25 protein-coding genes and 1 riboswitch are annotated in these 23,635 nt (G+C 49.1%); of the genes, 5 read left to right on the top strand and 20 right to left on the bottom strand.

Annotated elements, in window-relative coordinates:
- Nucleotides 1-17: 17 nt before the first annotated feature.
- The 16 genes from WC959_10950 to WC959_10875 form a co-directional block, all read right to left on the bottom strand.
- Nucleotides 18-1,223 carry a bifunctional 3,4-dihydroxy-2-butanone-4-phosphate synthase/GTP cyclohydrolase II gene (locus WC959_10950; protein MFA5689646.1) on the bottom strand — a complete coding sequence of 402 codons (1,206 nt, stop codon included), beginning with the start codon at nt 1,221-1,223 and terminating at the stop codon, nt 18-20.
- A gap of 67 nt (nt 1,224-1,290) precedes the next feature.
- A riboswitch (FMN riboswitch) is annotated at nt 1,291-1,406 on the bottom strand.
- A 300-nt stretch (nt 1,407-1,706) separates the two neighbouring features.
- Entirely contained in the window at nt 1,707-2,027 is a 321-nt protein-coding gene (locus tag WC959_10945; GenBank protein MFA5689645.1) for a hypothetical protein, read from the bottom strand.
- Between the two features lie 121 nt (nt 2,028-2,148).
- Complete coding sequence (locus WC959_10940; protein ID MFA5689644.1) at nt 2,149-2,592, bottom strand: hypothetical protein; 444 nt, start codon at nt 2,590-2,592, stop codon at nt 2,149-2,151.
- 16 nt (nt 2,593-2,608) lie between these two features.
- Nucleotides 2,609-3,025 (bottom strand): metal-dependent hydrolase, encoded by a 417-nt coding sequence (locus tag WC959_10935; GenBank protein ID MFA5689643.1) that lies wholly within the window; start codon nt 3,023-3,025, stop codon nt 2,609-2,611.
- 1 nt (nt 3,026) lies between these two features.
- Nucleotides 3,027-6,293, bottom strand: a complete 3,267-nt coding sequence (locus WC959_10930) for a TaqI-like C-terminal specificity domain-containing protein (GenBank protein ID MFA5689642.1) — start codon at nt 6,291-6,293, stop codon at nt 3,027-3,029.
- The gene (locus WC959_10925) at nt 6,274-6,621 is read right to left on the bottom strand and encodes a hypothetical protein (GenBank protein ID MFA5689641.1); all 348 of its coding nucleotides are present in this window, start codon (nt 6,619-6,621) and stop codon (nt 6,274-6,276) included. The genes WC959_10930 and WC959_10925 overlap by 20 nt, the downstream gene beginning before the upstream one ends.
- A gap of 26 nt (nt 6,622-6,647) precedes the next feature.
- On the bottom strand, nt 6,648-7,130 hold the full coding sequence (locus tag WC959_10920) for a DUF4411 family protein (GenBank protein MFA5689640.1): 483 nt from the start codon (nt 7,128-7,130) through the stop codon (nt 6,648-6,650).
- On the bottom strand, nt 7,130-8,287 hold the full coding sequence (locus WC959_10915) for an ImmA/IrrE family metallo-endopeptidase (GenBank protein MFA5689639.1): 1,158 nt from the start codon (nt 8,285-8,287) through the stop codon (nt 7,130-7,132). The genes WC959_10920 and WC959_10915 overlap by 1 nt, the downstream gene beginning before the upstream one ends.
- Nucleotides 8,288-8,382: 95 nt before the next feature.
- Nucleotides 8,383-8,580, bottom strand: a complete 198-nt coding sequence (locus WC959_10910; GenBank protein ID MFA5689638.1) for a hypothetical protein — start codon at nt 8,578-8,580, stop codon at nt 8,383-8,385.
- Complete coding sequence (gene radC / locus WC959_10905) at nt 8,570-9,328, bottom strand: DNA repair protein RadC (protein MFA5689637.1); 759 nt, start codon at nt 9,326-9,328, stop codon at nt 8,570-8,572. Before radC ends, WC959_10910 begins: the two co-directional genes overlap by 11 nt.
- A gap of 88 nt (nt 9,329-9,416) precedes the next feature.
- Complete coding sequence (locus tag WC959_10900; GenBank protein ID MFA5689636.1) at nt 9,417-11,762, bottom strand: hypothetical protein; 2,346 nt, start codon at nt 11,760-11,762, stop codon at nt 9,417-9,419.
- 10 nt (nt 11,763-11,772) lie between these two features.
- Nucleotides 11,773-12,210 carry a biopolymer transporter ExbD gene (locus WC959_10895; protein ID MFA5689635.1) on the bottom strand — a complete coding sequence of 146 codons (438 nt, stop codon included), beginning with the start codon at nt 12,208-12,210 and terminating at the stop codon, nt 11,773-11,775.
- Nucleotides 12,211-12,214: 4 nt separating this feature from the next.
- A complete protein-coding gene (locus WC959_10890; GenBank protein MFA5689634.1) occupies nt 12,215-12,643 on the bottom strand; it encodes a biopolymer transporter ExbD in 429 nt (142 codons plus the stop codon).
- A 15-nt stretch (nt 12,644-12,658) separates the two neighbouring features.
- The gene (locus WC959_10885) at nt 12,659-13,393 is read right to left on the bottom strand and encodes a MotA/TolQ/ExbB proton channel family protein (GenBank protein MFA5689633.1); all 735 of its coding nucleotides are present in this window, start codon (nt 13,391-13,393) and stop codon (nt 12,659-12,661) included.
- Between the two features lie 10 nt (nt 13,394-13,403).
- A complete protein-coding gene (locus WC959_10880; GenBank protein MFA5689632.1) occupies nt 13,404-14,102 on the bottom strand; it encodes a hypothetical protein in 699 nt (232 codons plus the stop codon).
- Nucleotides 14,095-16,848: a tetratricopeptide repeat protein gene (locus WC959_10875; protein MFA5689631.1), complete on the bottom strand. Its 2,754-nt coding sequence runs from the start codon at nt 16,846-16,848 to the stop codon at nt 14,095-14,097. The genes WC959_10880 and WC959_10875 overlap by 8 nt, the downstream gene beginning before the upstream one ends.
- A 213-nt stretch (nt 16,849-17,061) precedes the next feature.
- Here WC959_10875 and rnc point away from each other — a divergent pair, with 213 nt between their 5' ends.
- The gene (gene rnc / locus WC959_10870) at nt 17,062-17,745 is read left to right on the top strand and encodes a ribonuclease III (protein ID MFA5689630.1); all 684 of its coding nucleotides are present in this window, start codon (nt 17,062-17,064) and stop codon (nt 17,743-17,745) included.
- A gap of 188 nt (nt 17,746-17,933) precedes the next feature.
- Here the strand turns inward: rnc and WC959_10865 are convergent, their stop codons facing one another.
- From WC959_10865 to WC959_10850, 4 genes are all read right to left on the bottom strand, one after another.
- Complete coding sequence (locus WC959_10865; GenBank protein ID MFA5689629.1) at nt 17,934-18,527, bottom strand: hypothetical protein; 594 nt, start codon at nt 18,525-18,527, stop codon at nt 17,934-17,936.
- Between the two features lie 129 nt (nt 18,528-18,656).
- Nucleotides 18,657-19,262: a hypothetical protein gene (locus WC959_10860; protein MFA5689628.1), complete on the bottom strand. Its 606-nt coding sequence runs from the start codon at nt 19,260-19,262 to the stop codon at nt 18,657-18,659.
- Nucleotides 19,263-19,301: 39 nt separating this feature from the next.
- Nucleotides 19,302-19,919 (bottom strand): hypothetical protein, encoded by a 618-nt coding sequence (locus WC959_10855; GenBank protein MFA5689627.1) that lies wholly within the window; start codon nt 19,917-19,919, stop codon nt 19,302-19,304.
- Between the two features lie 69 nt (nt 19,920-19,988).
- Entirely contained in the window at nt 19,989-20,456 is a 468-nt protein-coding gene (locus WC959_10850; GenBank protein ID MFA5689626.1) for a CYTH domain-containing protein, read from the bottom strand.
- Between the two features lie 199 nt (nt 20,457-20,655).
- On the opposite strand from WC959_10850, the gene pyrF reads away from it, so the two are divergent.
- The 4 genes from pyrF to WC959_10830 form a co-directional block, all read left to right on the top strand.
- On the top strand, nt 20,656-21,354 hold the full coding sequence (gene pyrF / locus WC959_10845; GenBank protein ID MFA5689625.1) for an orotidine-5'-phosphate decarboxylase: 699 nt from the start codon (nt 20,656-20,658) through the stop codon (nt 21,352-21,354).
- A gap of 47 nt (nt 21,355-21,401) precedes the next feature.
- Nucleotides 21,402-22,139, top strand: coding sequence for a DUF1638 domain-containing protein (locus WC959_10840; protein ID MFA5689624.1), 738 nt, complete (start codon nt 21,402-21,404; stop codon nt 22,137-22,139).
- A 153-nt stretch (nt 22,140-22,292) separates the two neighbouring features.
- A complete protein-coding gene (locus WC959_10835; GenBank protein ID MFA5689623.1) occupies nt 22,293-22,895 on the top strand; it encodes an RnfABCDGE type electron transport complex subunit A in 603 nt (200 codons plus the stop codon).
- 153 nt (nt 22,896-23,048) lie between these two features.
- On the top strand, nt 23,049-23,635 hold a 587-nt coding region (locus WC959_10830; protein ID MFA5689622.1), incomplete at its 3' end, for a (Fe-S)-binding protein.

Raw genomic sequence — 23,635 nt, 5'->3', positions numbered from 1 at the left:
ACTGCGGCGATAAAGTATTACAGCAGATGCTGCATTTTGTCGCGTTTTGTGTTCAGATAGCGTTCATTGTACGGCGTGGAAGGAAACACGATCGGCACGCGTTCAACAATCTCGATGCCGTATTTATCCAGTCCTTCAATTTTCGCCGGATTGTTGGTGAGCAGTTTGATTTTTGTCATACCGAGATCGCTGAGAATCTGCGCACCGATTCCGTAATCGCGCAAATCCGGCTCAAAGCCGAGCTTCACATTGGCTTCCACGGTATCCAGCCCCTGATCCTGCAGCTCGTACGCATGGATTTTTTTGGTCAGCCCGATGCCGCGCCCCTCCTGCCGCATATAAATTACGGCGCCATATCCGTATGCGCTGATCATATCCATCGCGCACCGGAGCTGCTCGCCGCAATCACAGCGCTGTGAACCGAACACATCGCCGGTGAGGCATTCACTGTGAACACGCACCAGCGGAAACGGCTTTTCCGCTGACGGCTCACCGACAAACAGCGCGAGATGCTCTTTGTGATCCACAAACGAATCGTACATCCGCAGCATAAAAGCGCCGTGAGCCGTCGGCAGGTTCACCTGCCGCTCGCGCCGAATCAGTTTTTCCTGAACATAGCGATGGCGGGCAATTTCGGCGACGGATGTCATTTTCAAGTTATGTTTTTTTACGAATGCAACGAGATCCGGCAGGCGCGCCATTGTACCGTCGTCGTTCGTCACTTCACAGATAACGCCGGCGGGCTTCAATCCGGCGAGCTTCATCAGATCGATCGTCGCCTCGGTATGGCCGGAACGTTCGAGTACACCGCCGTCCACGGCGATCAACGGGAAAATATGGCCGGGGCACAGCAGATCTTCCGGTTTTGTATTTTCGTCAACAAGCGCCTGCACCGTCATGGCGCGTTCGGCGGCGCTGATGCCGGTCGTACAGTTTGCGGTATCCACCGACACCGTGAACGCAGTTTTAAATTTATCGCCGGTGTGCCGGACGTTCATCCGGCGCAACCCGAGTTCTGCCGCGCGCTCCGCCGTGATCGGCGCACAAACCAGACCGCGCGCATGTGTGATCATAAAATTGATGTGGTCGCCGGTGCAAAACTCGGCGGCGCAAATCAGATCGCCCTCATTTTCCCGGCGCTCGTCATCCGTCACCAGCACCATTTCGCCGCGCCGCAGTGCAGCCAGCACATCCTCTATCGGATCAAACAGTTTTTCACCCATTGCAACTTTCCTTTTATATGCACGAAAACCCTGAAGATCGCAGTCTTTCAGGGCATAAAGGGTTCCGCGCTATCTTCTTTCATCCAGACTCTACTGTCGGTTGCAGAATCACACTGCATCAGCCTTGCGGCTCGCGGACTTTTAACCGCCGGTCAGGAATTTCACCCTGCCCTGAAGATGGTTGCAATTATTGATATTTCCGGCATCAGTGCAAGGTTTTTATATCGCAAGCAGAAACCCGCTCAGATTTTTCACACAGAGCAAACGAAGAGAACGAAGCGTTTTTTGACAGGATTTACAGGATCGTGGCGCAGACATTCCTGTCTGTGCTTCAGGCGATATCTCTGCCTGCCCTTTTCGCACAAGATTGATTGAGCAGACAGGAATGTCTGCTCCACATCGCACGAACCCTATTTTACGTTTTCTACAATTTTCACTTCACCTTCAATTAACCCGTAAAGCTCATAAACAATCTGATAAATCTCACTTTCTTCGGCGTAGTGGAAACTTTCGAAATTTTATTTTTATATGTTTAATTTCCCGGATGAATTTCTCACGGACAGCTCGTTTTTTTGAAACAGGAGCAACCGGTGAACACATCCACTCCGGCACCGGATGCAGCGTTTCGTAGGCTTCATTTTTACGCCCCTGACTATCCGGGTCATGTAATTCCCATACTTTGATTTCATCGGACGTATATGAATCGTGTTGACAGCATTGTGAATCAACAATCCGTTTGATATTTTCAGGATGCAATTCGATCACATCAATCTGGTCAGCCGTCTTTTTGATCGAGAGAAACATCCGGTCCTCCGAATCCTCTGACCTGGCAGAAAATATTGACCCGGCAGACAACGCATCCCAACACAGCTGCTCGTCTTCTTGAACCTCCTCGGGTGTTAAAACTCTGAGCATATGCTCTCCTTTACGTCCAAAGATAAAAACGCAGATCAATCAACCGATGCAGATTTCTTTGATCTTCATCTTTCCACTCATCATCCAGCCGCCTCGACTCCTTCAACGCATTCACATACTCCGGATATTTGATGGGATCGACCGAAAGTAAAAGAGATGAACCGTCTAGCTGGGGCTCCCACCTTTCCTTTTCAGTTGGGCGCGGAATGGTTTTATCATTCAGCGGATCTTTTCGTGCCGGACGTTCCTGAGTCCACCAGTTGTAAAGATAAAGCACTTCATCGTATACGGCAGCTTCTGCTGGATTATCTTCGGATCGTGTCCTGCTGGCAATCTCGTGAAACATTTCCTCTTCAACAAAATCGACCAGACATTGAAATGCCGAATGTAAAATCAGATTGTCCCTATCCTGCCAACCGCGTTTCAATGTTTTTATTTTTAACGAATATTTCATTTTTCAGATGAATTTTCTAAGATAAACGTAATGCTTTCAATCCGATCAATTTGTCTGCTTTTGGATGGATCCATGGAAGACCTCGAGGCGTTTGCACATCCAAAAAAAGATGAGAAAGATGGGCGGCAACAAAAACCTTTAACAAGCGATATCCTGCTGTATTTTTGTTTTCGGACAGGCAGGCTGCCGCAACCAGACATGCGCATCCCGCAAAACTGTGCAGACTTTTTCGATGCCAAGACCCTCCGATTGAAGCAGGCTCAAGAATATCAACCAAAGTACCGCCCAGATAACCGACAAGCCCTGCACCCAAAACTTCCGGTAAACTGAATTCTTCCTGTTCACCTGCACGCAGACGCTGAATTTGAAACATGGTATCAGCTACCGTTCCTGCAACGACCCCTAAACTTGCATGTGTTTTCCCATTTGCCATTTTACACCTTTGCGTCTTCCACAATCTTCACTTCATCTTCAGTTAACCCGTAAAGTTTATAAACAATTTGATCAATCTCGGCCTCGAATGCCGACACATCGGCATCCGGGTTTTTCTTTTTTATTTTCAAAATTTTTACAACAAGCTGATTGAGTTTTTTATTATTTACATCACATAACGGTGATTTTCGCAAATAAACAGGCTTTATTTCATAATCAAAATACCGATTTAAATATAGCCAGTTGAATAAACTAGAGTTTAAAACCCCAAGCAATCCCTCTAATTTAAACCCTTTTCGAGCGATGATATTCGAAATCCGATTAAGATTGTATTTCTGCTCATAATCAATAGTTGCAACTATTCTCTGTTTAATGGAGAGATTGCGTGTCCGAACAATCAAAATTTTTGGATCAGTAAAAAATTTTTCTTCCGGTAAAGTGCGTCCTCGAGAGCCCTTGCTTTTTACAAACTCCCGATCGTACATAATATATCCATTTGAATTAGGCGGAGCGTATCGCTGAATACCTGTCCCTGTAATCATCAAGTGGTATCGATCATCGATCTTTTTTGATGAAGTTAATTCGGATTTAATGTAGCCAGTGTTTATACCTACACCAAACTCAAACCCTGTTTCGATATTCGGAAATGAGTCAAGCAATCGTTTAACTAATTTGTAATCACAATTTTCAAGAAGATAATCAAAAACGTATGAATCATTGTTTTTAAATCGCTCCTGACTAATATAATATTTATCAGCGGAATTGATTGCGAGAGGGGTTGGCGGGACAACAATCATAATCTGAGGATTGCTTTCTTGTATTTTTTGAATCACATAAATTGCAGAATCAACAGTAGCTTCCTCAAAAACTTTTGGACCTAAAGGCGTTAACATTATAAATTTCGTTTTCTCAAGAATAAATTGTCGACTCTTTTCAAACGAAGTTTGTAACAAGAATGAAGAATTGGTTATAAACGAACTTATTCCTTTTATCGAATTTAAAGCCACCCCTCTTTCAATAAAAAATTTGTATAAATCAAAATTTCCGGACACGTTATAATAATTAGTTTTAAAATACTCTTTCAAGCTAGCTACTTCTGAATTCCGATAAACATATGGCGGATTCCCAATCATAATATCGAAGCCGATAAAGTTTCCGTCATCGTCGAGAGCTTCCGGAAACTCAAAACGCCATTCAAATGCGTTTTCATAAATCCGGTTGCTTTTTATGGCTTCGATTTCGGCTTCCAGTGTTTCAATTACAGCGGTGTGCTCTTTAACTTTTTTGTTCCAGTCGGCTTTTTCTTTTTTCGACAGTTCAAACATTTGCGTTTGATTAGTCAGTTCAAAAAGTTTACCGCGTTCTTTGCGCAGGCGAACCATGCGCGGATCGTTGGCATAAATTTCTGCCTCGAAGTTGCTTTTTATGTCGTCGATCAGTTTTTCAAACTCCCGCTTCTGCTCTTTGTTTTTTGCATTGCGATAGTTTTTTACTGCCAGACGGTATGTATCGATAGTCCATTTGCCTTTTTTGAGTGCTTTTTTCAGATCGGAATCGAGTGCAAACCGGCTGATGAGCGAATTGCCGCATTTGATGTTGATGTCGATATTCGGCAGTGTTTCGAGTTCGTTTTCTGTTTTATAATAGGCGTTTTTCAGCAGTTCAATCCAGAGGCGCAACCGGCATATTTTTACAGAATTCGGATTGATGTCCACACCGAACAGGCAGTTTTCAATGATGGTTTCTTTTTCATGGAAAAGTGCTTCCTGTATCCGCTGACTGTCGGGCAGTTTCGGTTTGTAATCAAAAAACTCGCCGTCTTCATCCGTAACGAACAGTTCATCGTTGACGACTTCGACGTGTATATTTTTCAACCGCTTTCCGGCGCGGTCGCACAGAATTCCCATTTCACTTTTTAATGCGATAATTTCGTTGAGCGCGGAAACCAGAAAATGCCCGGAACCGACGGCCGGATCGCAGATTTTCAGTGAATTAATAATCCGGTTGGCGTCGGCGTTGTCATCAATCCGCTCAACCAGTTCGTCCACCGTTACGCAACTCCACCCTTTTTCCTGATTAAATTTTTGAATCACTGCCCGCCGGATGGTTTCGCGGCACATATACATCGTAATAAAACCGGGCGTGAAAAAAGAGCCGTCTTTATAACCGTTGATTTTTTCAAAGATCAATCCGAGCACCGCCGCGTTAATGAGCGTTTTACTCTCTTCCTGGATTTCTGCCGAGCCTTCCGATGTAAAATCGTACGCATCCAGGAAGTCAAAAAAGTATTCCAGCGCATCCAGTTCGCCGGTACGTTTCCGGCCTTTCCGGTCTTTCAATACTGTCGCAGAAAGAACCGGAAGCGGGCGATCTTTGATCTGGCTGATAAATAATCCGGCATGCTCGATGGCAGCAGGTTCAAACAGCGAACTGTTAAGATACGGCACCCTGTCAAACCGTGCATTCATTTCACTGCGGCGTTCCGGCGGAATTCTGGCCAGCACTTCGAAAAACAGGCTGTTGAGATCGTCGTAGTTGCGGATTTTTTCTTTATTCAAAAACGCATGCTTCCGGTCACCCTTGTGATAGGCAATTAATTGCGCTTCGAGCAGTTTTAAAAACAGAATGCGGTTTGTCCATGTAATCGCCAGTTCCAGCGCCACATTAAAAAGCCGCTCTTCTGTGTTCGCGCCGAACCGCTGCGGTTTTTCGAGCCGGGAAGTTTTATCAAGGCTGTCGAGATGAACGATCGCATTTTCGAGCAGCGATCCGGTGTCGCGTTCATTTTCCGGTTTTCGCTCAATCAGCTTCTTTCCTTTTTCTCTGCGTTCCGTCAGACCGATAATATGAAGCAGTTCTGTATAAAATTTCTTGTCCAGCGTGTTGCTGTCGTTGACAAACGGCAGTTTTAACAGATGTGCCGGCGAGAGAATTTTAAACAGCGGAAGTAGTTTTGCGTCGTTAGCTTGATCGACCGACCGAAAATCAATGTGCGTAAAACAGATGTCGCCAAGCACCGCATCAATAAACCGCGGCGCAATTTCTTTATAGAACCAGTCCGTTTTTGTTCCGCTGAGCTGTCCATCGTCAAAACTGCGAAATAAATGTACCAGTTCTTTATTTTTTGCAAAACACTGCTCAAAAACCTGTGCATCAAAAATGAACCATTCATACACATTGGTGACAATCAGATGCCGGAGTTCGAGATTATTATTTGTGATCCGTTCACGCAGATAATACAGAAGCAGTTCATGGAACTGCTTTAACATTAACCCGGTCAAGACGAAGCATTTCTGTCTGGTTGGACGGTTTTTTCGCTTCAATAATTACACCGACCGGAGTTTTGGCGCTGTTGCCGGTGTGAATGACCAAATCGTTATATCCCTTGGTATTAATAAAAAACTGCGGATCAAATCCTGTTTTCTTTAAAAAATCAGACAGCAGATTTTTGTGAAATTCCTCTGATTCCGCCGGATTAACGCACCCCAGCAGCGTCGCAAATTCCGCTTTAAACCGTTCAACTTCAAAGCGGCCCGGCTTAACTTTTAAAAAAGCTTTATTCAGCGAATCACGCGGCTTGAGTGCTTTATATTCCATGATTGTTTTTCAGGTTAACGTCATATTTATAAACGGGCGCTTAACCGTTTTAAAAGCTGATATGTATCAATACATTCAACACTGCCGAATGTGTCACAGATATTGGGAATTTTTATTTTTTTCGAATCCGCCCCAACCCGTTTTTCATGCGTTACTAAAACATCCGTTGCAACCAGCGCATGAGCAATTATCCATGGATCCGCTCCTGCTAAAAACTTATCTATATTTGCAGAAGGACAATCGCTTTGCTGTACCTGATTGACGATTTCAGCATATTTTTTCTGAACGTTCTCATCAGGCTCAAGAAAAAGTTCTTTATATTCTTTTACCCATTCCGAGAGTTCATCGTCATAACGGATTAATTCATCATAAACAAAATAAGAACTGTATACCGTTCCGGATTTTATCTGGTCTCCAAACCAGTTCCAGAATGCCGGAAAAATTTCAAATGGATACGGTCCGTTTTTTGCCTGAATCAACACGTTTGAGTCAAAGCAGAAACGGGGCATTATATGACTCCCGCCTCAGACGCCAGCTTATTGAGTGTTGTCATTGTTGTTCCAAGAGTCCGGCAGGCATCACGAAACAGCATACGACCCTCATATGCTGCGACAAGCACTGTATCTGTCAATAAACGGCTGTTCCGGACTGGAACTGTCATTACAGGCGGCGGGCCGCCGTTATCGTTCTTTTTCCGGCGATGGCGGGCAGCTTCAATTCGATAAAGCTCATCAAAAACAGAACGATTGATGTAATTCAGGTCTTTTGCCCGATATAACAGGACCAATCCGCTAACACGGAAATGACGCGTTAACTCGTGAATATTTTCCTGCGGTTCTTTTGCAGCATTCCACAGATATTTCATTTCATCAGCAGGAACCAGCAGTTCCGCTGCCACTTTATTGCAAAAAACTTCAATCTGTTTTTGCGTTCCGCCGGAATAATTCATTGCTTGATTGGAAATGCCGCTTTCGCCGATCCATAAATGAACCAATTCGTGCGCCAATGTAAAAATCTGAGCAGCGGGAGCATCTTTTCCGTTTAGGAAAACCACAGGCGCGTATGCATCGCTGATGGCAAAACCGCGAAACTCTTCTACAGAAAGAGCCCGATGAGTATTGCCTCCCACAATCCCACTGCGCATTACCAATATTCCAACACTCTCTGCGCGGTGAATAAATGCCCTGAGAAAATCTCCTCCATTTTTTGCGGTGCGGCGCATTTCATTATCCAGCCCCAATACCGTTCGAATATCTGCAACCACTGCATTAATTTCATCCCGAACAGAATATTTGCCGATAAATGGACGCGGTTCAGCCCCTTCTTCTATAATCAACTCAAGGTATTCCTGCTGTTTATAGAGAACTTCATTAAGCTGATCACGAAAATCAACACTCAATTCAACACGTTCTCCATCACGGACCGTTCGTAAATCAGGCAGAATCACTGTTTCTTGCGGCGGATTCTGTAAATACAGCCAGCCTAGTGGGACATGCATTGTTTTGGCTATATCCTGAGCCTGCCGAAGCGTCGGAAAATCATCTCCGCGTTCCCATAATTCAAACCGGGCAGGTGTCACGTTTAATTTTTTCGCACTGTTCTCAACAGAAAAACCGGCGCGTTTTCGTGTCCACAAAATCATGTTCGGTTGTATATATGCTTTCATTCCTTGTTGTTATAAAAACTAGACTGTTTCAGAAGAAATCTCAAGGTCTGTACTAATTTTATTTCTTTGTATAACGATATTCGGCAATGAACAACTCAATGTATATCGATAGAAAAATTGTCTTTTTCATACATTTCGATCTGTATCGCCAACGATGCAAGCTCTTCCTCTTCCGGAGAATCCGGCGCTGCATCCGGCGGTTCTTTTATACACGTCAGAGCGGCTTCATTGTCCGTCTTTGTTCCAATCATTTCCCATTCATCAAATTCCCTTGATATTTTTTTAACAGCCATCCTTAGAAAAAATCACGCGACCTGTTTCGCGAATACTGATGAAGTCGTCCTGTCCATCGTGCATGCGCCGTCCAATAATGACATGATCGTCGACACCGATTCCCAGTGTTTTCCCGGCAGCAATCAGACGAAGCGTGATTTGAATATCGTTGGGCGACGGTTCCGGGTCGCCGGACGGATGGTTGTGTGCAACGATCATTGAGGAGGCGGAGTGCTGGATCGCCGGTTTAAACACTTCGCGCGGGTGGCTTAATGTTGAAGTCAACGTGCCGCGGAATACTTCAACCGGCGGAACGATCAGCCGGTGTTTCAGATCGAGCAGCAACACCCATAAATGTTCACGATCGGCCGCACGGGCACGTTCACGCAGAATGGCGGCCACATCCGCCGGTTCTTTAACATACGGCTGTCCGCCGATATTTTCCTGACTTAGCCGCCGCCCCAGTTCCAGCGCCGCTTTCAGGATTTTCGCTTTTTCTTTTCCGATACCGTGAAATTTTTGCAGCTCAGCGGTTGATGCGCGCAACAGCGCACTGAGTGATCCGTACCGGTATAAAAGTCCGCCCGCTAACTGAACTACATTTACACCGGCAGCGCCCGTACGCAGAATCAGCGCGAGCAGATCGGAATCCGCAAGATGTTCCGGCCCGACCTGATCATATTTTTCGCGCGGCTGCATCGACGGAGGCAGATCCTGCATCCGCACAGCATAGTCTTCGCCTTCTTCCCTTAAACAGATCTGTTTCACGCGCACACAATATATATTCTTTAAAAGTATTGCGCGTAAAAAACGCCGGAATATTTCCCGGCGTTTTCAGATCAATTTATTTTCAACATTAAGGCTTCAATTCAATCAGACGGTTGATTTTTCGGATCTGGTCGTCCGTCGGCGCACCGCGGAATACACGCATATTCCCCCGGTATGCTTCTGACAATTGTTTCAGGTCGCGTCCGACTTCACGTCCGGTCTGGCGGGTTGTTGTTTCAGCCAGACACACGGTGTGAATCTGCGGCGGATTTAATTCGTTCCCGATATACTGCTCATTAACAACTTCTGAAATGTGGGCATTCACCTGAGCGGCAGTGTAATCGAGATATTGTGAAATATTGTGAACGAAGCCGGGCGGCAGTCCGGCATTCTGCCGCTGCCGGTTTTCAGCACCGATTCGTGTCAATGCAGCACGCATCATGGCAGCGATCTGTTTCCGGTCCTCCTGGAGCGGCGACATGATGCCACCGGAAGTAACGTTTCCGGATGTCGCAATAGCCGTTGCAACAACATTTCCCTCCGCATCCATTTCATCTTCTTCTGTATTACCGGAAGAAGCTGTGGCACCGAGCGTGCCCCAAACTGAGAAATCGAGCAGGCGGCGTCCTTTTTCCGGGTCAACGCTGACACGCCCGATTGCTGTACTGACAACATAAATCGAATCCGCGCCCTGTTCCATCGCCGCCTGAAGTGCGCGCGGCAGTCCTTTGACATCTTCTGCGAGGGCTGAAGAATAAATGGTCAGCGGGATATAATTGTTCCGCTCATCCGTTAAGCCGGCAGAAACCGCATTCGTATTCACCGGCGCAAGCCATTCCGTAAGACCGGCAGCTGCGGACACCGGACTCAGTTCCGGACGGAACAATGCGGTTTTTCCTTCATCGTATAAAATCACATTAAACTGCGTGCTAGCCGGAAGTTCAGCAACTGTTTTGACCAGTTGATCTTTTATAAACGCATAAGCATTGGTTCCACCGCGATGACTGCGAATCATATCCGCCGATGCATCCAGCAGGAATGCAAATTTCTGCCCGCGCGCCGGCGCGCCGAAAAAGTTTACTTCACTCAGCGATGTCTTATCAGCTCTGGAAGGTTCGCCACTGAGAGCTGCCGGTGAAGAACGGCGGCGTGCAATGCTGAAATCCTGCCAGCGGTAGACACCGGCTTCGCCGCCGTAATTACGAACCAGTTCACGAATGCTGCTGGTATCCGCATCCGCCACTGCTGCCAGATGTTCCGGCATAAGCCGGACAAAACTGACGCGCGGGCGCGCCAGCTTACGCGGCAGATAATTCCGCCGGAAAACTGTTTCGGCGTGTCCGATCACCTGTTTGTCGGAATATTCAACGTAATTTAACAGACTATGTACAAAATCCGTCGGCTTGCGTTCGATACGGCGCGCTTCTTCATCCTTCTGAATGGCGGCCACGGCCTGCTTTAACAGATCATCACGCATGGTGCGATCGTCTTTGAGCAGCGGCGAATTAGCCACTGACATTTGTCCGCCGCCGCCGAACAGCTCCCACATAGAGAAATCCAACAGCAGTTCGCCTTTTTCTTTGCTGATTTTATATTTATTCCACCCCGCACCCACAATAAATACAGTGTCCGGACGCTGCTCAAATGCCGCCTGCAACCCGAGAATCCAGTTGTTGACATCTGTGCCCATCGCACTGTTATACACTTCGCGCGGTGTGTAGTTATTCTGTTCTTCGGTCAGTCCCGGTTTTTCTATATCGCTATTCACGGGAGCCAGCCATTCAACCATGGCCGTGGAATTACTTTCCGTCACCGGAACCATGGCAGGCCGGAATAAACAAACGGTATCGCCGTCATGCAGAATAACATTAAAAAGAACCGATGACGGAAGCTGCTTCAACGTCTGATTCAACTGATCTTTAATGTGAGCAAACGAGGCCGTTTTTCCGGTATCCTCTGTAATCATGGCAACCGAGGCATCGATAACAAAAATAAATTTTTCGCCCTGCGCGCGAATGCCGAAAAATTTTATTTGCGGTGCACTGGTTCCGATGCCGCGCATCAGTACGCTGAAATCGCGTCCACTGCGTGCAAACGGCATTGTGAATTTCTGAGTGCTGACAGCACCGACTTTGCCCATATCCGGCGCCGTGAACGACGGACTGGATGAGGATGTCCGGCGGCTGACAATTTTTGGCGCGCGCGATGTTTCGCGCAGTTTTTCCATTTTCGACGGCATCTGCAACTGACGCCGTTCCAGTTTAGGCGTACTGGTTGAAACGGTAAATTCTGCGTTACGTTTCTGAATGATACGCACCGCGACAATCGAACCGGCAAGCAGAATCAATACGACGTGTACAGCAATGCTGACGATTGCCGCCTCTGTACTGCGGACGTGTCCCTTGCGGGTCAGATTGAAAAATCTTTTTTTCATACCAATCCGTCTAATTCGCACCAAAAGTTATGTTTTTAATATTTGCGCCGGCGCAGGCATTCAGCACATCCACCACGCGTTCATGCAGCGCTTCATCGTCAGCATAAATTGTAATCGCCGCCGGAACATTCACCATGCGTGACGCCTCGGCGTAACGGACGAGCGTATATTCCAGCTCGGCGAGATCGCTTTTATCCGGCGCAGTGTATATCCGGCCGTTCATAATAATCGCACCGTTTTCTCCGACCTCAATAATCTGCTCGTCCGGGATGGCCACGGCTTCTGACTGCGCAACAGCGCCGGGCAGCGCCAGACTCAAATCGGCTTCAGATTTAATCAGCGTTGAACTGACCATAAAATAGATCAGCAGCAGAAACACCACGTCGATCAACGGTGCAATCTGCAGCTCCGCCTTTTCATTCACTAATTCTTCGAGCCAGGCTTTCATTAAATTATTTCCCTGATTCCAGTGCACCGAAAATTACGTCCGCAATACCGGCGTCGGCACATGCAGCCATAACCTGCCGGACATTCCGGTGGCGCAGCCGGCGGTCAACGCGCAAATACACCGGGCGCTCACCGCTGTTCGTCGCCTTTTCAATCGCCGCACCGAACTCTTTCATTTCAACCGGCAGCTGGTTCATAAAAATTTCCATCGTCTTTCCGGAATCATCCACTGCAAGGAGCGTGATAATCTGCCGGGCACCGGTGTTTTCAGGTACTTTCGCGTTATCCGCCGTCGGCAGTTCCACCGGCACGCGTTCGATCTTCGTCAGATGCGACGCCGCCATAAAAAAGATCAGCAGGAGGAAGACCATATCAATCATGGGGGCCATGTTGAGAGAGTCTTCGCCGCCTTCTGTCGGAATTCTGAATTTCATTCGTTCCGCCCCGGATTAACGGTTCTGCGAATTCTGATATACATTAAGAAAATGGCTGATAGTCCGTTCCATCGACGACATCGTTTTAATGAATCCGTTTTTAAAGATGAAGTAGGCCAGCATCGCCGGAATTGCAATCGTTAAGCCCACTGCGGTGGTAATCAGCGCTTCACCGATGTGGCCGGCAAGCTGTTCCGGCTTACCCATACCGCTGGCGGAAATACTCTGAAACGCCTTAATCATACCTGAAACCGTACCGAGCAGTCCGAGCATTGGAGAAATCGCACCGATAATTGAAAGATAATTGATCGGTTTCATAAACGTCACCATCTGTTCATTGCCGGCTTCCTCAATCGCTTCTTTAGCTGATACAATATCTGCACTCTCTTCCATCCGCTCCAGTCCGGCGTCCAGCACCGCCGTCATCAGACAGACATGATCTTCACACATCCGGCGCGCATCTTTAATCCGTCCTTCCCTCAGAATGTCTTCAAAATCTTTACGCAGATCCGGCCGGAGCAGCTCTTTCTGGCGCAGCATCAGCGCATTGCGAACAACGAAAAATACCATGGCCACCGAACACAGTCCGAGCGGCCACATCGTCCAGCCGCCCTGCTTCAGCAGCACCATAAACGTCATCGTCTGCTCTTCGCCGTTTACAGCGGCGGCTTCCGCGTTAATTACACCCTGTGCAAACACCGGCACTGCGGCGGAAAAAACTGAAAACAAAACCAACCCGATCTTCTTCATAACCGAACTCCTATCCTTCCTGTTGCTCAAACTTCTTCAATTCCTCAACGGCCTTTTGATGCCAGCGTCCGGACGGATCGCTCGCTTTCAGCTCACGAACTGTAAACTGCTCCGCCTTTGCAGCACCCGTTTGGCGATAAATTAAACTTTCATGATACAGCGCCGGCGGCAGCCAGTCCGTTTCACGGTAATGAAATGCTCCGAGCCGTGCCAGATGCCGCAGCGCGGTTTTATGATCGCCGGATTCCACCGCCGCGCGCGCATACACCATTTCCGCTGCCGCACAATCGCTCAACGTCACATTCGGCAGCGCCGCTGTCACCACCGCCGCTTTACCTTCATCCATTTGCGCGAGCAGTTCATACACCGCTGCTTCACCGGCCAGCGGACTGCCGCTTTTTTTCAATGCATTAACCGCCGAACGCATGGATGCAAAATCGCCGCTGTGATATTCCGCGCGCACCAGTTTTGCCATCCACTCCGCTGCGTCGCCGGGGCGCGCCAGCGCCGCAATCAGCGCCGGCTTTTGTGTGTTCAGAATATCCGCCGCGCCCGCGAAATCACCGGCAGTAAATGTTTCATTAAACTGTTCTACAGCCGTATGATCCAGTATGAACGGCGGCGGCGGTGCCGCCGGTTTTTGTACCTGTGCTGATGTCAGCAGCGCAGCGCCGGCTAATAAAAGTGGAATCCATTTTAATTTAATCACGGCGGCCTCCCGGCAGTTTCACAAGTTCTTCCTGAGCGCGCCGGCCTTCGGGCATCTCAGCCACCTTCGGATTTGCCGCCATTTCCTGCCACGTCTTCACGACCTCTGTCCGGCGTCCGAGCTTCTGCAGGCAGTTCACGCTGGCCTCATACGCTTTCGCCACCCATTCCGGATAACCTTCATACAGCACATACACACGCTGAAAATAAGCGAATGCTTCTTCCGTATGGCCCTGCTCAAACTTACACATGCCAATCCAGTACAGCACCTGCGGCGTCAGCGGCCCGCGCCATTCGCGTACCGTGAGAAATTCATTATACTGCTCAACCGCTGAATCATACTCTTTCATCCTGCGGAATATATCGCCGGTCAGTTTTTTCGTCAGTCCGGTTTCGGCATAACGGTCAAAACGAATCATGGCTTCATTTGCCAGTTTCAGCGCGGCTTCAAACTCGCCGGAGTCTGACAGTGCCGCAATTTCAATATTCACCATATCCGGCAGCATATCCGATGTGCCAAACGATTTTGTGAACCAGTCATAAACCTCCTGCACACGTATCATATTTCCGGCACCGGCCAATTCCTCAGCGGCCAGCAGCAGCGGCAGCGGCGAGAGCAGGTTCAAGTCCGTTTCCTGCAGTACCGGCGCCGCATACTGCGCATGCTCCGTACCGGAACTGATCCGTGCGAACAGCGCAGCTAAACGGTAATAGAGCGGTTTATCATTTTGCACCGCATCCGCCAGCGGCGCGGCCATGCGGCTTTTAATTCCGCCGGCGTATTCTTCTCCGGATTTACGCGCATCCTGAATCAGCTCTTTCAGCATTACATCCACGCTGTCGAGCTCCGGGTTTCCACCATGTGCGATAATTGCACTGCAACGCACATCCAGTGCTTTTGCATCGTTGCCAAGCGACTGCCATGCTTTCGCCGTCCACATTGCCGCCTGCGCAAAATCGCCTTGATCTCCCCACTTTTCGCCGTATGTATCCATCAGTGAGATGATCGACTCAAACTGCTTGTCGAGCTCATACACACGCGCCATCTGGAACACCGCATAATTTTCCTGTTCCATATTCAGTGCCGCTGCGCGCGCCTGCGCGTACCATTCCAGCGACGCCGCCAAATCGCCTTCCGCACCGCGCAGATCGCCGAGCATACTGAGCGCTTCCGATCTCAACTCGCTATCCGGAAACTGTTCAAGAAAACCGAGAAACGTTTTTTCCGCTTTGTCAAACTCCTCTAAACCGTAACGCGCCATGCCGAGCCGGTACGTTACATCTTCGGCAAATTCTTTGTGTTCGCATTCCGGATCGTTCAGATAGTTTTCAAACACCTCCACCGCGTCGGCGAACTTTCCGAGAAACAGATTGCACATGCCAACCCAGTAAATGGATTCTTCGGCGTAAATACCGGTCGGCCACTCTTTTGATGTCCGGTTAAAAAATGTCAGCGCGTCTTCAAAATCCATCTGCTGGAAACGGATATAACCAAGCAGATAACAGATTTGATCGGCGAAGCGGTTCGGAATTTCGCGTTCAAGCTGTGCACGGGCGAATTCATCCGCCTTGTCCAGTTCATGCGCCATAATATGAACATGAATCAGGCCGAGCGCCGTTTCATCAAAAAAACCGCCGGACGGAAACATTTCAAGATAGGTATAGCCCTCTTTCTTGGCGTCCTCATATTCGCTCAGCGCCATCAGCGTCTGGAACGCGAAAAACCGGCACTGCTCCGCCTGAACGCCTTCCGGAAATGCGGTATAAATATAGCTGAAAATTTCATACGCCGCCCACCGGCGCTCCATCGCGTCGTAGCACTGTGCCATACGGATACGCACATCATTATCATAATTCTGTGTGTCCAACGCGCTGCGGTCATCTTTCATCCGCTGCAGCCGGTTCGATTCCGATGCCCGCTGCGCGTCCTGCGCCTCGCGTTGCGCCTGCGGAACCCACGGCGGCTGTTTCGCCAGTTCAGCCGTCAGCACCGCAATGCGGACATCATAATCTTTTTTCAACTCCTCGCTGAGCTGGATCAACCGGTACAGTTCGAGTGCTGTAATATATTCACTCTTTTCAAACGCATTGTCGCCGCCTTCCAGCAATGCAAGATTTAGACCGATATCATTGCGCGCCGATTTATCGCAGTACGGCAGAAATTTCTCCAGATTTTCAATATCCATTGATCTGGCATACGCGCTGCAAATCGAAATCACCGCCAGGCGGTACATATCCGCATGCTCCGGATTTTGGAACATGGCAAAGATCCGCGACATTTCACCGGACGCTTCCAGTTCGGCCAGATATTCTTTCATCAATTCGGAACCGGACATGCGCGAATAGGCATCCAGCGTCAGAAAACGCGCCATCTCCGCCGATTCATTCGAAGGATACTCTTTCGAAAATTTTTGGAATGTTTGCGCAGCCTCTTCAAACCGCCGCGCTTCCATATAACTCACTCCGAGTTGATACATGCAGGTCGCCCGCACCATCGCCGAATCCGCATTCGGCATATCTTCCAGACGAACAACAATCGCCTCCAGATATGGAATCGCTCTTACATTCCGCCCGGCTTCCAGCAGTTTACGCGCATCCTGTAAAAGAATACTTGTCGCCAGTTCCGATGCACTGGATTCTTCCGGCAACGGCGCTTCGTCCGTTTGAGCAAAAATCGCCGCCGTAAAAAGAAAGCATCCCGCATACAGGATGCATCGTAAAAACCGCAAAATACGGACGTTATTCATAAGTGGACGAAACTTCTAACAGAAACCGGACACCCATTCAATCACCTTAAATAAATTTTTTGTGTTTTTTTACTTATCCCGGAAATCTTGCGACCCGGTAGTTTCCCGCCGCCATGCTTCCTGTTGTTTCTTTATAAAATTATTGTGCAATATACTCTAAAAAAGTTGAATTGAGTAATCGGAATAACCGGTGTATTCCATGGCTTGACAATTATGCAACAGTTTAAGGCATTAGAAAAACGAATCGGGTACCGCTTTAAAAAGAAGGCCCTGCTGGCAGCGGCGCTGACACATCCATCGTTCCGTTACGAAGCGGAAGAGGTAAAGGATGATAATCAGCGGCTGGAATTTCTCGGCGATGCGGTACTCGGATTTTTAGCGGCAGATGCATTGATGATTCAAAACCCGGCGGCGGCGGAAGGTGAATTAACCACATTGAAAAGTGCGCTGACGTCCGGTCCGGCGCTGGCGGCAATGGCGCGTGAAATCGGGCTCGGCGATTTCCTGCGCACCGGCAAAGGTGAAACGGCGAGCGGCGGCGCCAACCGCAATTCGAATCTGGAAGATGCGCTTGAAGCGCTGATCGGTGCGGTATGGCTGGACGGCGGACTGAAAGCGGCGCGCAAATTTTTTGAACGCAATATTCTGAATCCGCTGCAAAGCGCCGGTCCGGTACTGATTAATCCAAAAGGTGTGCTGCAGGAGTTCGCCCAGAAGAACGGGTTTGATATTCCGGCGTATCGCGTGGTTGAAGCGGCGGGGCCGGATCATGCGCGGCAGTATTGCGTTGAAGTAACGGTTTCTACATTTGTCTTTCGCGGCAAAGGCACCAGCCGCCGCGAAGCGGAAAAACGCGCCGCTGAAAAGGCGGTGCAAAGTTTGTGCCATAAAATGTAGCAACCGTGTTCGCTGAAAAAGTGCGGTCAACGCCCGCGGCTGCAATGTATGCTTCAATATTTGCAGACGCATCCGGCGGGCGCGCAATAATCAATGCGACAAATTAAACGGGGAATGCTCATGGACAGGCAGGATGCCTGTCCATGATTGCACAGAATTCGTCGCGCGCGCGCGACCGGAAACTTATCCTATATTTGTCGCCGGCGGAGACGACGGGTGGCAAAAATTCCGGCAGCGAGTGCAAGAGCTGTCAGTCCCGTGACCTCCGGTTCAGGCACAACGGTTACTGTAAATCCGTCGAGGCTGATGCTTGATCCCGGTATAACGGTAAATTCAACCGCTGTTCCGGCGGCAATGAACCAGTGGATGCCGGAATAGATGGCAGAGACTTTCTGGGTCAGATCGTCGCGTGTAATCAGATGGTCCGCTGAATCAAAAATTACATTAAAAACTTCACCAGCGGTAAACTGCCGGAAATCCAGCGCAGTAATTTCGACATCGTGATCAAATATCGCGAGCAGACTTTCACCGGGGTCAATCGCCGAGGTCGAATTCCCTGTAACGCCGGACGTTATGCCGAAGCCGTATGACCCGACGCGATTCATGGTACCGGTGTTCACCGAAAATGACACCACTAAGCCATTGTTGGTGATGACGGCCGAGCTGAGCCCGCTCACCGGGAAATAAGCTGCGGAGTTGGCATCAAAAAATTCAAATGATATTTCGCTGCCACTAACTCCGATGATGAAACCGAGAACAATAGAAACAATAGATTTCTGCATAATTCCTCCTGCTAAGTACAGTTACCAACTCCTATAACTGCAGTGTAGCAGGAGAAATAAACTTTAAAAGAATTTATTGCTCTTTATTTCATGCGGTGCCCGGTTGCGAAAGAGCAACCGGGCAATGTATTACAGCAGGCAGAAAAACCGGCGATAAAATCCAAGGGCAAGCAAGCTGGAAGCGAGAATTAAGGCCGCCGCCGGCTCCGGAACCACTGTTACAGTAAATCCGTCAAGACTGACACCGGATCCCGGAAGAACCGTAAATTCAACCGTTTTGCCGGCAGAGATAAACCAGCTGGTTGCATAAATCGCAGTTGTTTTATTAGTTAAATCGTCATATCCAATCAGATGATCCGTTGAATCAAAGATCACATTAAACGTCTCTCCGTTTTCAAACCGGCGCAGATCAACGAGTGTGATCTCTACATCCTGATCAAACTGCACAAGCAGTGCTTCCCGCGCAACAACAGACGCTTCAATTTCATAAGTAACACTTCCGGCATCCGACCGGATTCCAAAACCACTGCCTGTCCGGTGCATCGTTCCGGTATTGGCTGTAAATATTGCGGTCAATCCGTCCAGTGTAACGCTGACGGGTCCCGCATTGTTGGTTAACTGCGCATACACCGGATCGCCGGCAACGGCAGTGAGTCCGGACAGATTGAACGATATTTCATCCCCTGCTGCGCAGGTAATGAGGCCGAGAATGCACAGTGTAATGAGTTTTTTCATTGTATTTCTCCTTTTAGTCGTTATCTCACATTAATGCTTCTATTGCTGGTAAAATCTGCGGTAGAAAAACAGTGTACCCACGAGCAGCATAACAGCCAGCCCGGTGGTTGCCGGTTCGGGAATTACATCAACAGTAAATGCTCTCAGACCGATACTGCTAAATCCATCGGCTACGGTAAATTGAAGCTCCGTTCCGGCGGGCACAGAAAAAACCATATTCGTACAGCTTTTTATCGGCAGTCCGTCCAGATCGTGATAATTAATTATACACTGATCCGTTGCAACTCCGTTTAACACGATATTGTCGCCCCGGATCACAAATGTTTCCCCCTCAGTAAAGCTAATGAAATGAAGAAATGTAAATATGACATCCTGGTCAAAGCTGATCAGTAAAACCTCACCGGGATCGATCAGATACCGTCCAGCTTCGTCTCCGCCCGCAGTGTGAATGCCCAGCCCTGTCGAATGAGCGCAGCTCATGACTCCGGTACTGGCGGAAAATGTTGCCTGGAGTCCGTTCGTTACGAGCGTGACCGGACCGGCCTGCAGGTGCATATCTGTATACACAGCAGGGTCTCTATAAAAATCGAACGTGATTCCGGCGCCGGCGGTGCCGGCGATGAAACCCAGTGCAATGGCTGTAATAATATTCTTCATAACGTTCGTTTGGATTTATGACAAATCGGGCGGACTCTACAGGATGGCGTATGAGAAAAAAGAAGTTTTTTAAATTTTTTTTGTAGTGGTTTCCGCTAAGGCGGCATTAGTGTAACGCCGGTCGGCAGAAACCTCTTCACCAAGCCAGTCCGGCGCTCCAACGGGCTGGTCTTCGGCTTCGAGTTCAATTTCGGCAAGTACCAGCCCGGTATGTGCGCCGGAAAACTCATCAATTTCCCATACCGCGCCGGCATATTTCACTGTGTAACGCGTTTTAGTAATCACGCGCCCGCCGCACAAGTGCTCAATCATATACAACGCATCTGCCGGCGGAATTTCGTATTCCAGTTCAGTGCGCGCAATGCCGGCGGGCCTGCCTTTAACCGTCAAAAATCCCCGTCCGCCGGCAACACGTACGCGTACCGTGCTTTCAGCGCCGGACGATAAATAACCCTGCGTAATTTTAACACCGACGCCGGCGCTTAAACGCCAGCTATGGTCCTTCACCAGAAATTTTCGTTCGATTTCCTGTTTCATGTTTTTTATTAGCCACGAAAAACACAAAAAAGACACGAAAAAAGAATTGGAGGGTCGCCGGCCTCGGCGACCGCGGACGCTGAGCCAGCGTCCCTCCAGTTAAAAAATTATCCGTCTATATCCGTGATATCTGTGGTTTGAGTTTTAATTTCCCTGGAGTTTATGGTTATCTTTTTTCCGCTTAAATGAAAGGAATAACATGGATCCCGCTCTGATTGTTGCTTTGGATGTTCCGAATCTTAACGAAATGGAACGCGCGCTCGACCGTCTGCCTGATTCACTGCAGTGGTATAAAGTCGGCCTCGAATTATTCTGCGCCGCCGGCCCTGCAGCACTTAAACCGCTGCAAACGCGCGGGAAAAATATTTTTCTCGACCTCAAACTGCACGATATTCCGCAAACCGTGGCTAACGCGGTTAAAACAGCCGCTGCGCACGGTGTGCATTTACTGACTGTGCATGCCATCGGCGGACGCGCCATGCTGGAAGCCGCCGCCGGTGCCGCACGCGAGTGTGAAAATCCGCCGAAAATCGTTGCTGTAACCACCTTGACCAGTCTGTCGCAGGACGATTTTGCTGTCCTCGGCATCCATCGCACCGTTTCTGAACAGGCGCTGAAACTCGGCGAGCTTGCACTCGGCGCCGGAATTGATGGACTGGTCACGAGCGCCCACGAAGCCGGCACACTGCGCAAAGCATTTCCAGCGGCACTGCTTGTTACACCGGGAATCCGGATGCCCGGCAGCGACGCCGGCGATCAGAAGCGCGTAGCAACACCGGCGTTCGCAACGGCACAGGGCGCAACGCATCTCGTGGTCGGCCGTCCAATCATGCAGGCCGGGGACCCTGCCGCCGCTAGCGCTGCATTTTTTGCGGACATGAAAAAACAGAACACATAATTTTGAACTGCCGGTACAATAAAAATTTAATTTAACGGCTCTATTCCATGAATTTAAAACTCATCGCCTGTGAAATTTTTTTCCGGGAAATGTGCTCTGTGATTGCGCACACGCCGCACCGGATTGACCTCACCTTTCTACCGAAAGGCCTGCACGATCTGCCGCCGGGACAAATGGCGGTAAAAATGCAGGAAATAATTGATACGGTAAACGACGACTATGATGCAATCCTGCTCGGCTACGGCTTGTGCAATAACGGACTCGCCGGTGTTCGTGCGCGGAGATGTCCGTTAATTCTGCCGCGCGCGCATGACTGCATTACGCTGTTTCTCGGCGGACGCGACCGTTACCGGAAACTGTTTGATGAACATCCCGGCACCTATTTTTTGACAAGCGGCTGGATTGAGCGCGGTAACGCTGCCGGTGAATTTGAAGATCTGTCAGTACAGCAGCAGCTCGGTATGAATCTTTCTCTGCAGGAACTGGTAGAAAAATACGGTGAGGATAATGCCGAATATTTATTTGAAATGCTGTGCAACGGCACGAAACATTACGATCGCGTAACATGGATTCCGATGGGGATTGAACCGCCGCACATGGAAGCAGAAGCGCGCCGGTGCGCGGTGGAAAAAAACTGGGAGTTCGTTACAGTGCCCGGCAGTATGTATCTGATTGAAAAACTGATTCAGGGCGACTGGGATAACGCCGATTTTCTCACCGTCCCGCCCGGTGCTGCGGTTAAAGCGGTGTATGACAACTCAGTGATACGCGCTGACCCCTGTTAAACTGCGGATCATTTTCAGCGCCGGATGATTATGCCTGTCATGATCAATTCACAGTTCATATCAAATCTAAACATACAGTTCCGGCACAGAGAAAGGTTGAGCCGGTGATTAGAATAACCTAGGGTCATGTGTATTTTTAATACGGGATGTAACATGGGCGACAATATTTTAGCGATTACGATCGGCGCGATTCTGGTAAATAATTTCGTGCTGTCAAAATTTCTCGGCATCTGCCCTTTTCTGGGCGTTTCCAAAAAACTGCAAACCGCACTCGGCATGTCCGGCGCAGTGATTTTTGTAATGACACTGGCATCGTTTGCGACATCAGTTTTTTATCACCATCTTCTTTCCAAATCCTTTGTGCTGAACGGTACGGAAATCAATCTGGGCTTTCTGCGTATTCTGGTATTTATCGTAGTCATTGCATCGCTGGTGCAGCTGGTTGAAATTATTCTGCAGAAGTTCAGTCCGCCGCTCTATCAGGCACTCGGCATTTTCCTGCCGCTGATCACCACGAACTGCGCCGTGCTGGGCGCTGCGGAGCTGAATGTACAGGCATCGCGCGGCGTACTTGAATCAACCGTTTTTGGTTTCTGTTCAGCAGTTGGTTTTGCGCTGGCACTGGTGCTGTTCGCCAGTCTGCGTGAAAAGCTGGATCTCGCAAAAGTTCCGGCGCCGCTGCAGGGTACCGGCATCGGTTTAATCACCGCCGGAATTCTCGCAATGGTTTTTATGGGATTCTCCGGCCTGGTTTAAGATGCTTGAAATTAAAATCTGAGACCTAAACAATGAAGCGTTTAAAAGTCCAAAGTCTGAAAGCCAAAGGTCGGAAAACGAGCTCCAGACATCTGACTTTCAGACTTTCGACTTTGAAACTTTTGACTGATTAAACCTAATGCCTGATTCATTATGACCACAATAATTGCTTCTTTAATTTTCACCGCAGTGCTCGGCGCACTGCTGGCGCTGGTGATCGGAGTCGCCGCAAAAACGTTTGCGGTGGAAACGGACGAACGGGTTGAAGTTGTCGCGGATATGCTGCCCGGCGCGAATTGCGGCGGCTGCGGTTATGCGGGCTGTGCCGATTTTGCAAAGGCGCTGGCCGCCGGGCAGGTCCCGCCAGCGCAGTGTCCGGTGGCGTCTGCCGCCGATATAAAACGGATTGCTGAATTTCTCGGCATTATCGCCGAAGAGAAGGAAAAACTGGTGGCAGTGGTACGCTGCAGCGGCAGTGCGGCGGTAACCCGGCGCGCACCGTATAACGGCGTGGGCGACTGCCGCACGGCGGTGGTGGTTGCCGGCGGTGCGAAAGGCTGCGACTACGGCTGCATCGGCTTTGCAAGCTGTGCACGGGCGTGCCCGTTCGATGCGATTGAAATACGCGACGGGCTGGCGGTTGTGCATCCGGAGATTTGCGTCGGTTGCGGCAAGTGTGTGGCTGCGTGTCCGAAAAACCTGATTGCGCTCGTACCGGCAACGGTGAATGTGCACGCAGC

The sequence above is a fragment of the Kiritimatiellales bacterium genome (assembly GCA_041656295.1).
In the GTDB taxonomy this organism is placed as follows: Bacteria; Verrucomicrobiota; Kiritimatiellia; order Kiritimatiellales; family Tichowtungiaceae; genus Tichowtungia.
This window is presented reverse-complemented; position numbering and strand designations above follow the sequence as displayed.

Bases quoted from the DNA above. Each gene is read 5' to 3' on its own strand.
- WC959_10950 (MFA5689646.1), bottom strand. From the start codon at position 1,223: ATGGGTGAAAAACTGTTTGATCCGATAGAGGATGTGCTGGCTGCACTG.
- WC959_10945 (MFA5689645.1), bottom strand. From the start codon at position 2,027: ATGTTTCTCTCGATCAAAAAGACGGCTGACCAGATTGATGTGATCGAA.
- WC959_10940 (MFA5689644.1), bottom strand. From the start codon at position 2,592: ATGAAATATTCGTTAAAAATAAAAACATTGAAACGCGGTTGGCAGGAT.
- WC959_10935 (MFA5689643.1), bottom strand. From the start codon at position 3,025: ATGGCAAATGGGAAAACACATGCAAGTTTAGGGGTCGTTGCAGGAACG.
- WC959_10930 (MFA5689642.1), bottom strand. From the start codon at position 6,293: ATGTTAAAGCAGTTCCATGAACTGCTTCTGTATTATCTGCGTGAACGG.
- WC959_10925 (MFA5689641.1), bottom strand. From the start codon at position 6,621: ATGGAATATAAAGCACTCAAGCCGCGTGATTCGCTGAATAAAGCTTTT.
- WC959_10920 (MFA5689640.1), bottom strand. From the start codon at position 7,130: ATGCCCCGTTTCTGCTTTGACTCAAACGTGTTGATTCAGGCAAAAAAC.
- WC959_10915 (MFA5689639.1), bottom strand. From the start codon at position 8,287: ATGAAAGCATATATACAACCGAACATGATTTTGTGGACACGAAAACGC.
- WC959_10910 (MFA5689638.1), bottom strand. From the start codon at position 8,580: ATGGCTGTTAAAAAAATATCAAGGGAATTTGATGAATGGGAAATGATT.
- WC959_10900 (MFA5689636.1), bottom strand. From the start codon at position 11,762: ATGAAAAAAAGATTTTTCAATCTGACCCGCAAGGGACACGTCCGCAGT.
- WC959_10895 (MFA5689635.1), bottom strand. From the start codon at position 12,210: ATGAAAGCCTGGCTCGAAGAATTAGTGAATGAAAAGGCGGAGCTGCAG.
- WC959_10890 (MFA5689634.1), bottom strand. From the start codon at position 12,643: ATGAAATTCAGAATTCCGACAGAAGGCGGCGAAGACTCTCTCAACATG.
- WC959_10885 (MFA5689633.1), bottom strand. From the start codon at position 13,393: ATGAAGAAGATCGGGTTGGTTTTGTTTTCAGTTTTTTCCGCCGCAGTG.
- WC959_10875 (MFA5689631.1), bottom strand. From the start codon at position 16,848: ATGAATAACGTCCGTATTTTGCGGTTTTTACGATGCATCCTGTATGCG.
- rnc (MFA5689630.1), top strand. From the start codon at position 17,062: ATGCAACAGTTTAAGGCATTAGAAAAACGAATCGGGTACCGCTTTAAA.
- WC959_10865 (MFA5689629.1), bottom strand. From the start codon at position 18,527: ATGCAGAAATCTATTGTTTCTATTGTTCTCGGTTTCATCATCGGAGTT.
- WC959_10860 (MFA5689628.1), bottom strand. From the start codon at position 19,262: ATGAAAAAACTCATTACACTGTGCATTCTCGGCCTCATTACCTGCGCA.
- WC959_10855 (MFA5689627.1), bottom strand. From the start codon at position 19,919: ATGAAGAATATTATTACAGCCATTGCACTGGGTTTCATCGCCGGCACC.
- WC959_10850 (MFA5689626.1), bottom strand. From the start codon at position 20,456: ATGAAACAGGAAATCGAACGAAAATTTCTGGTGAAGGACCATAGCTGG.
- pyrF (MFA5689625.1), top strand. From the start codon at position 20,656: ATGGATCCCGCTCTGATTGTTGCTTTGGATGTTCCGAATCTTAACGAA.
- WC959_10840 (MFA5689624.1), top strand. From the start codon at position 21,402: ATGAATTTAAAACTCATCGCCTGTGAAATTTTTTTCCGGGAAATGTGC.
- WC959_10835 (MFA5689623.1), top strand. From the start codon at position 22,293: ATGGGCGACAATATTTTAGCGATTACGATCGGCGCGATTCTGGTAAAT.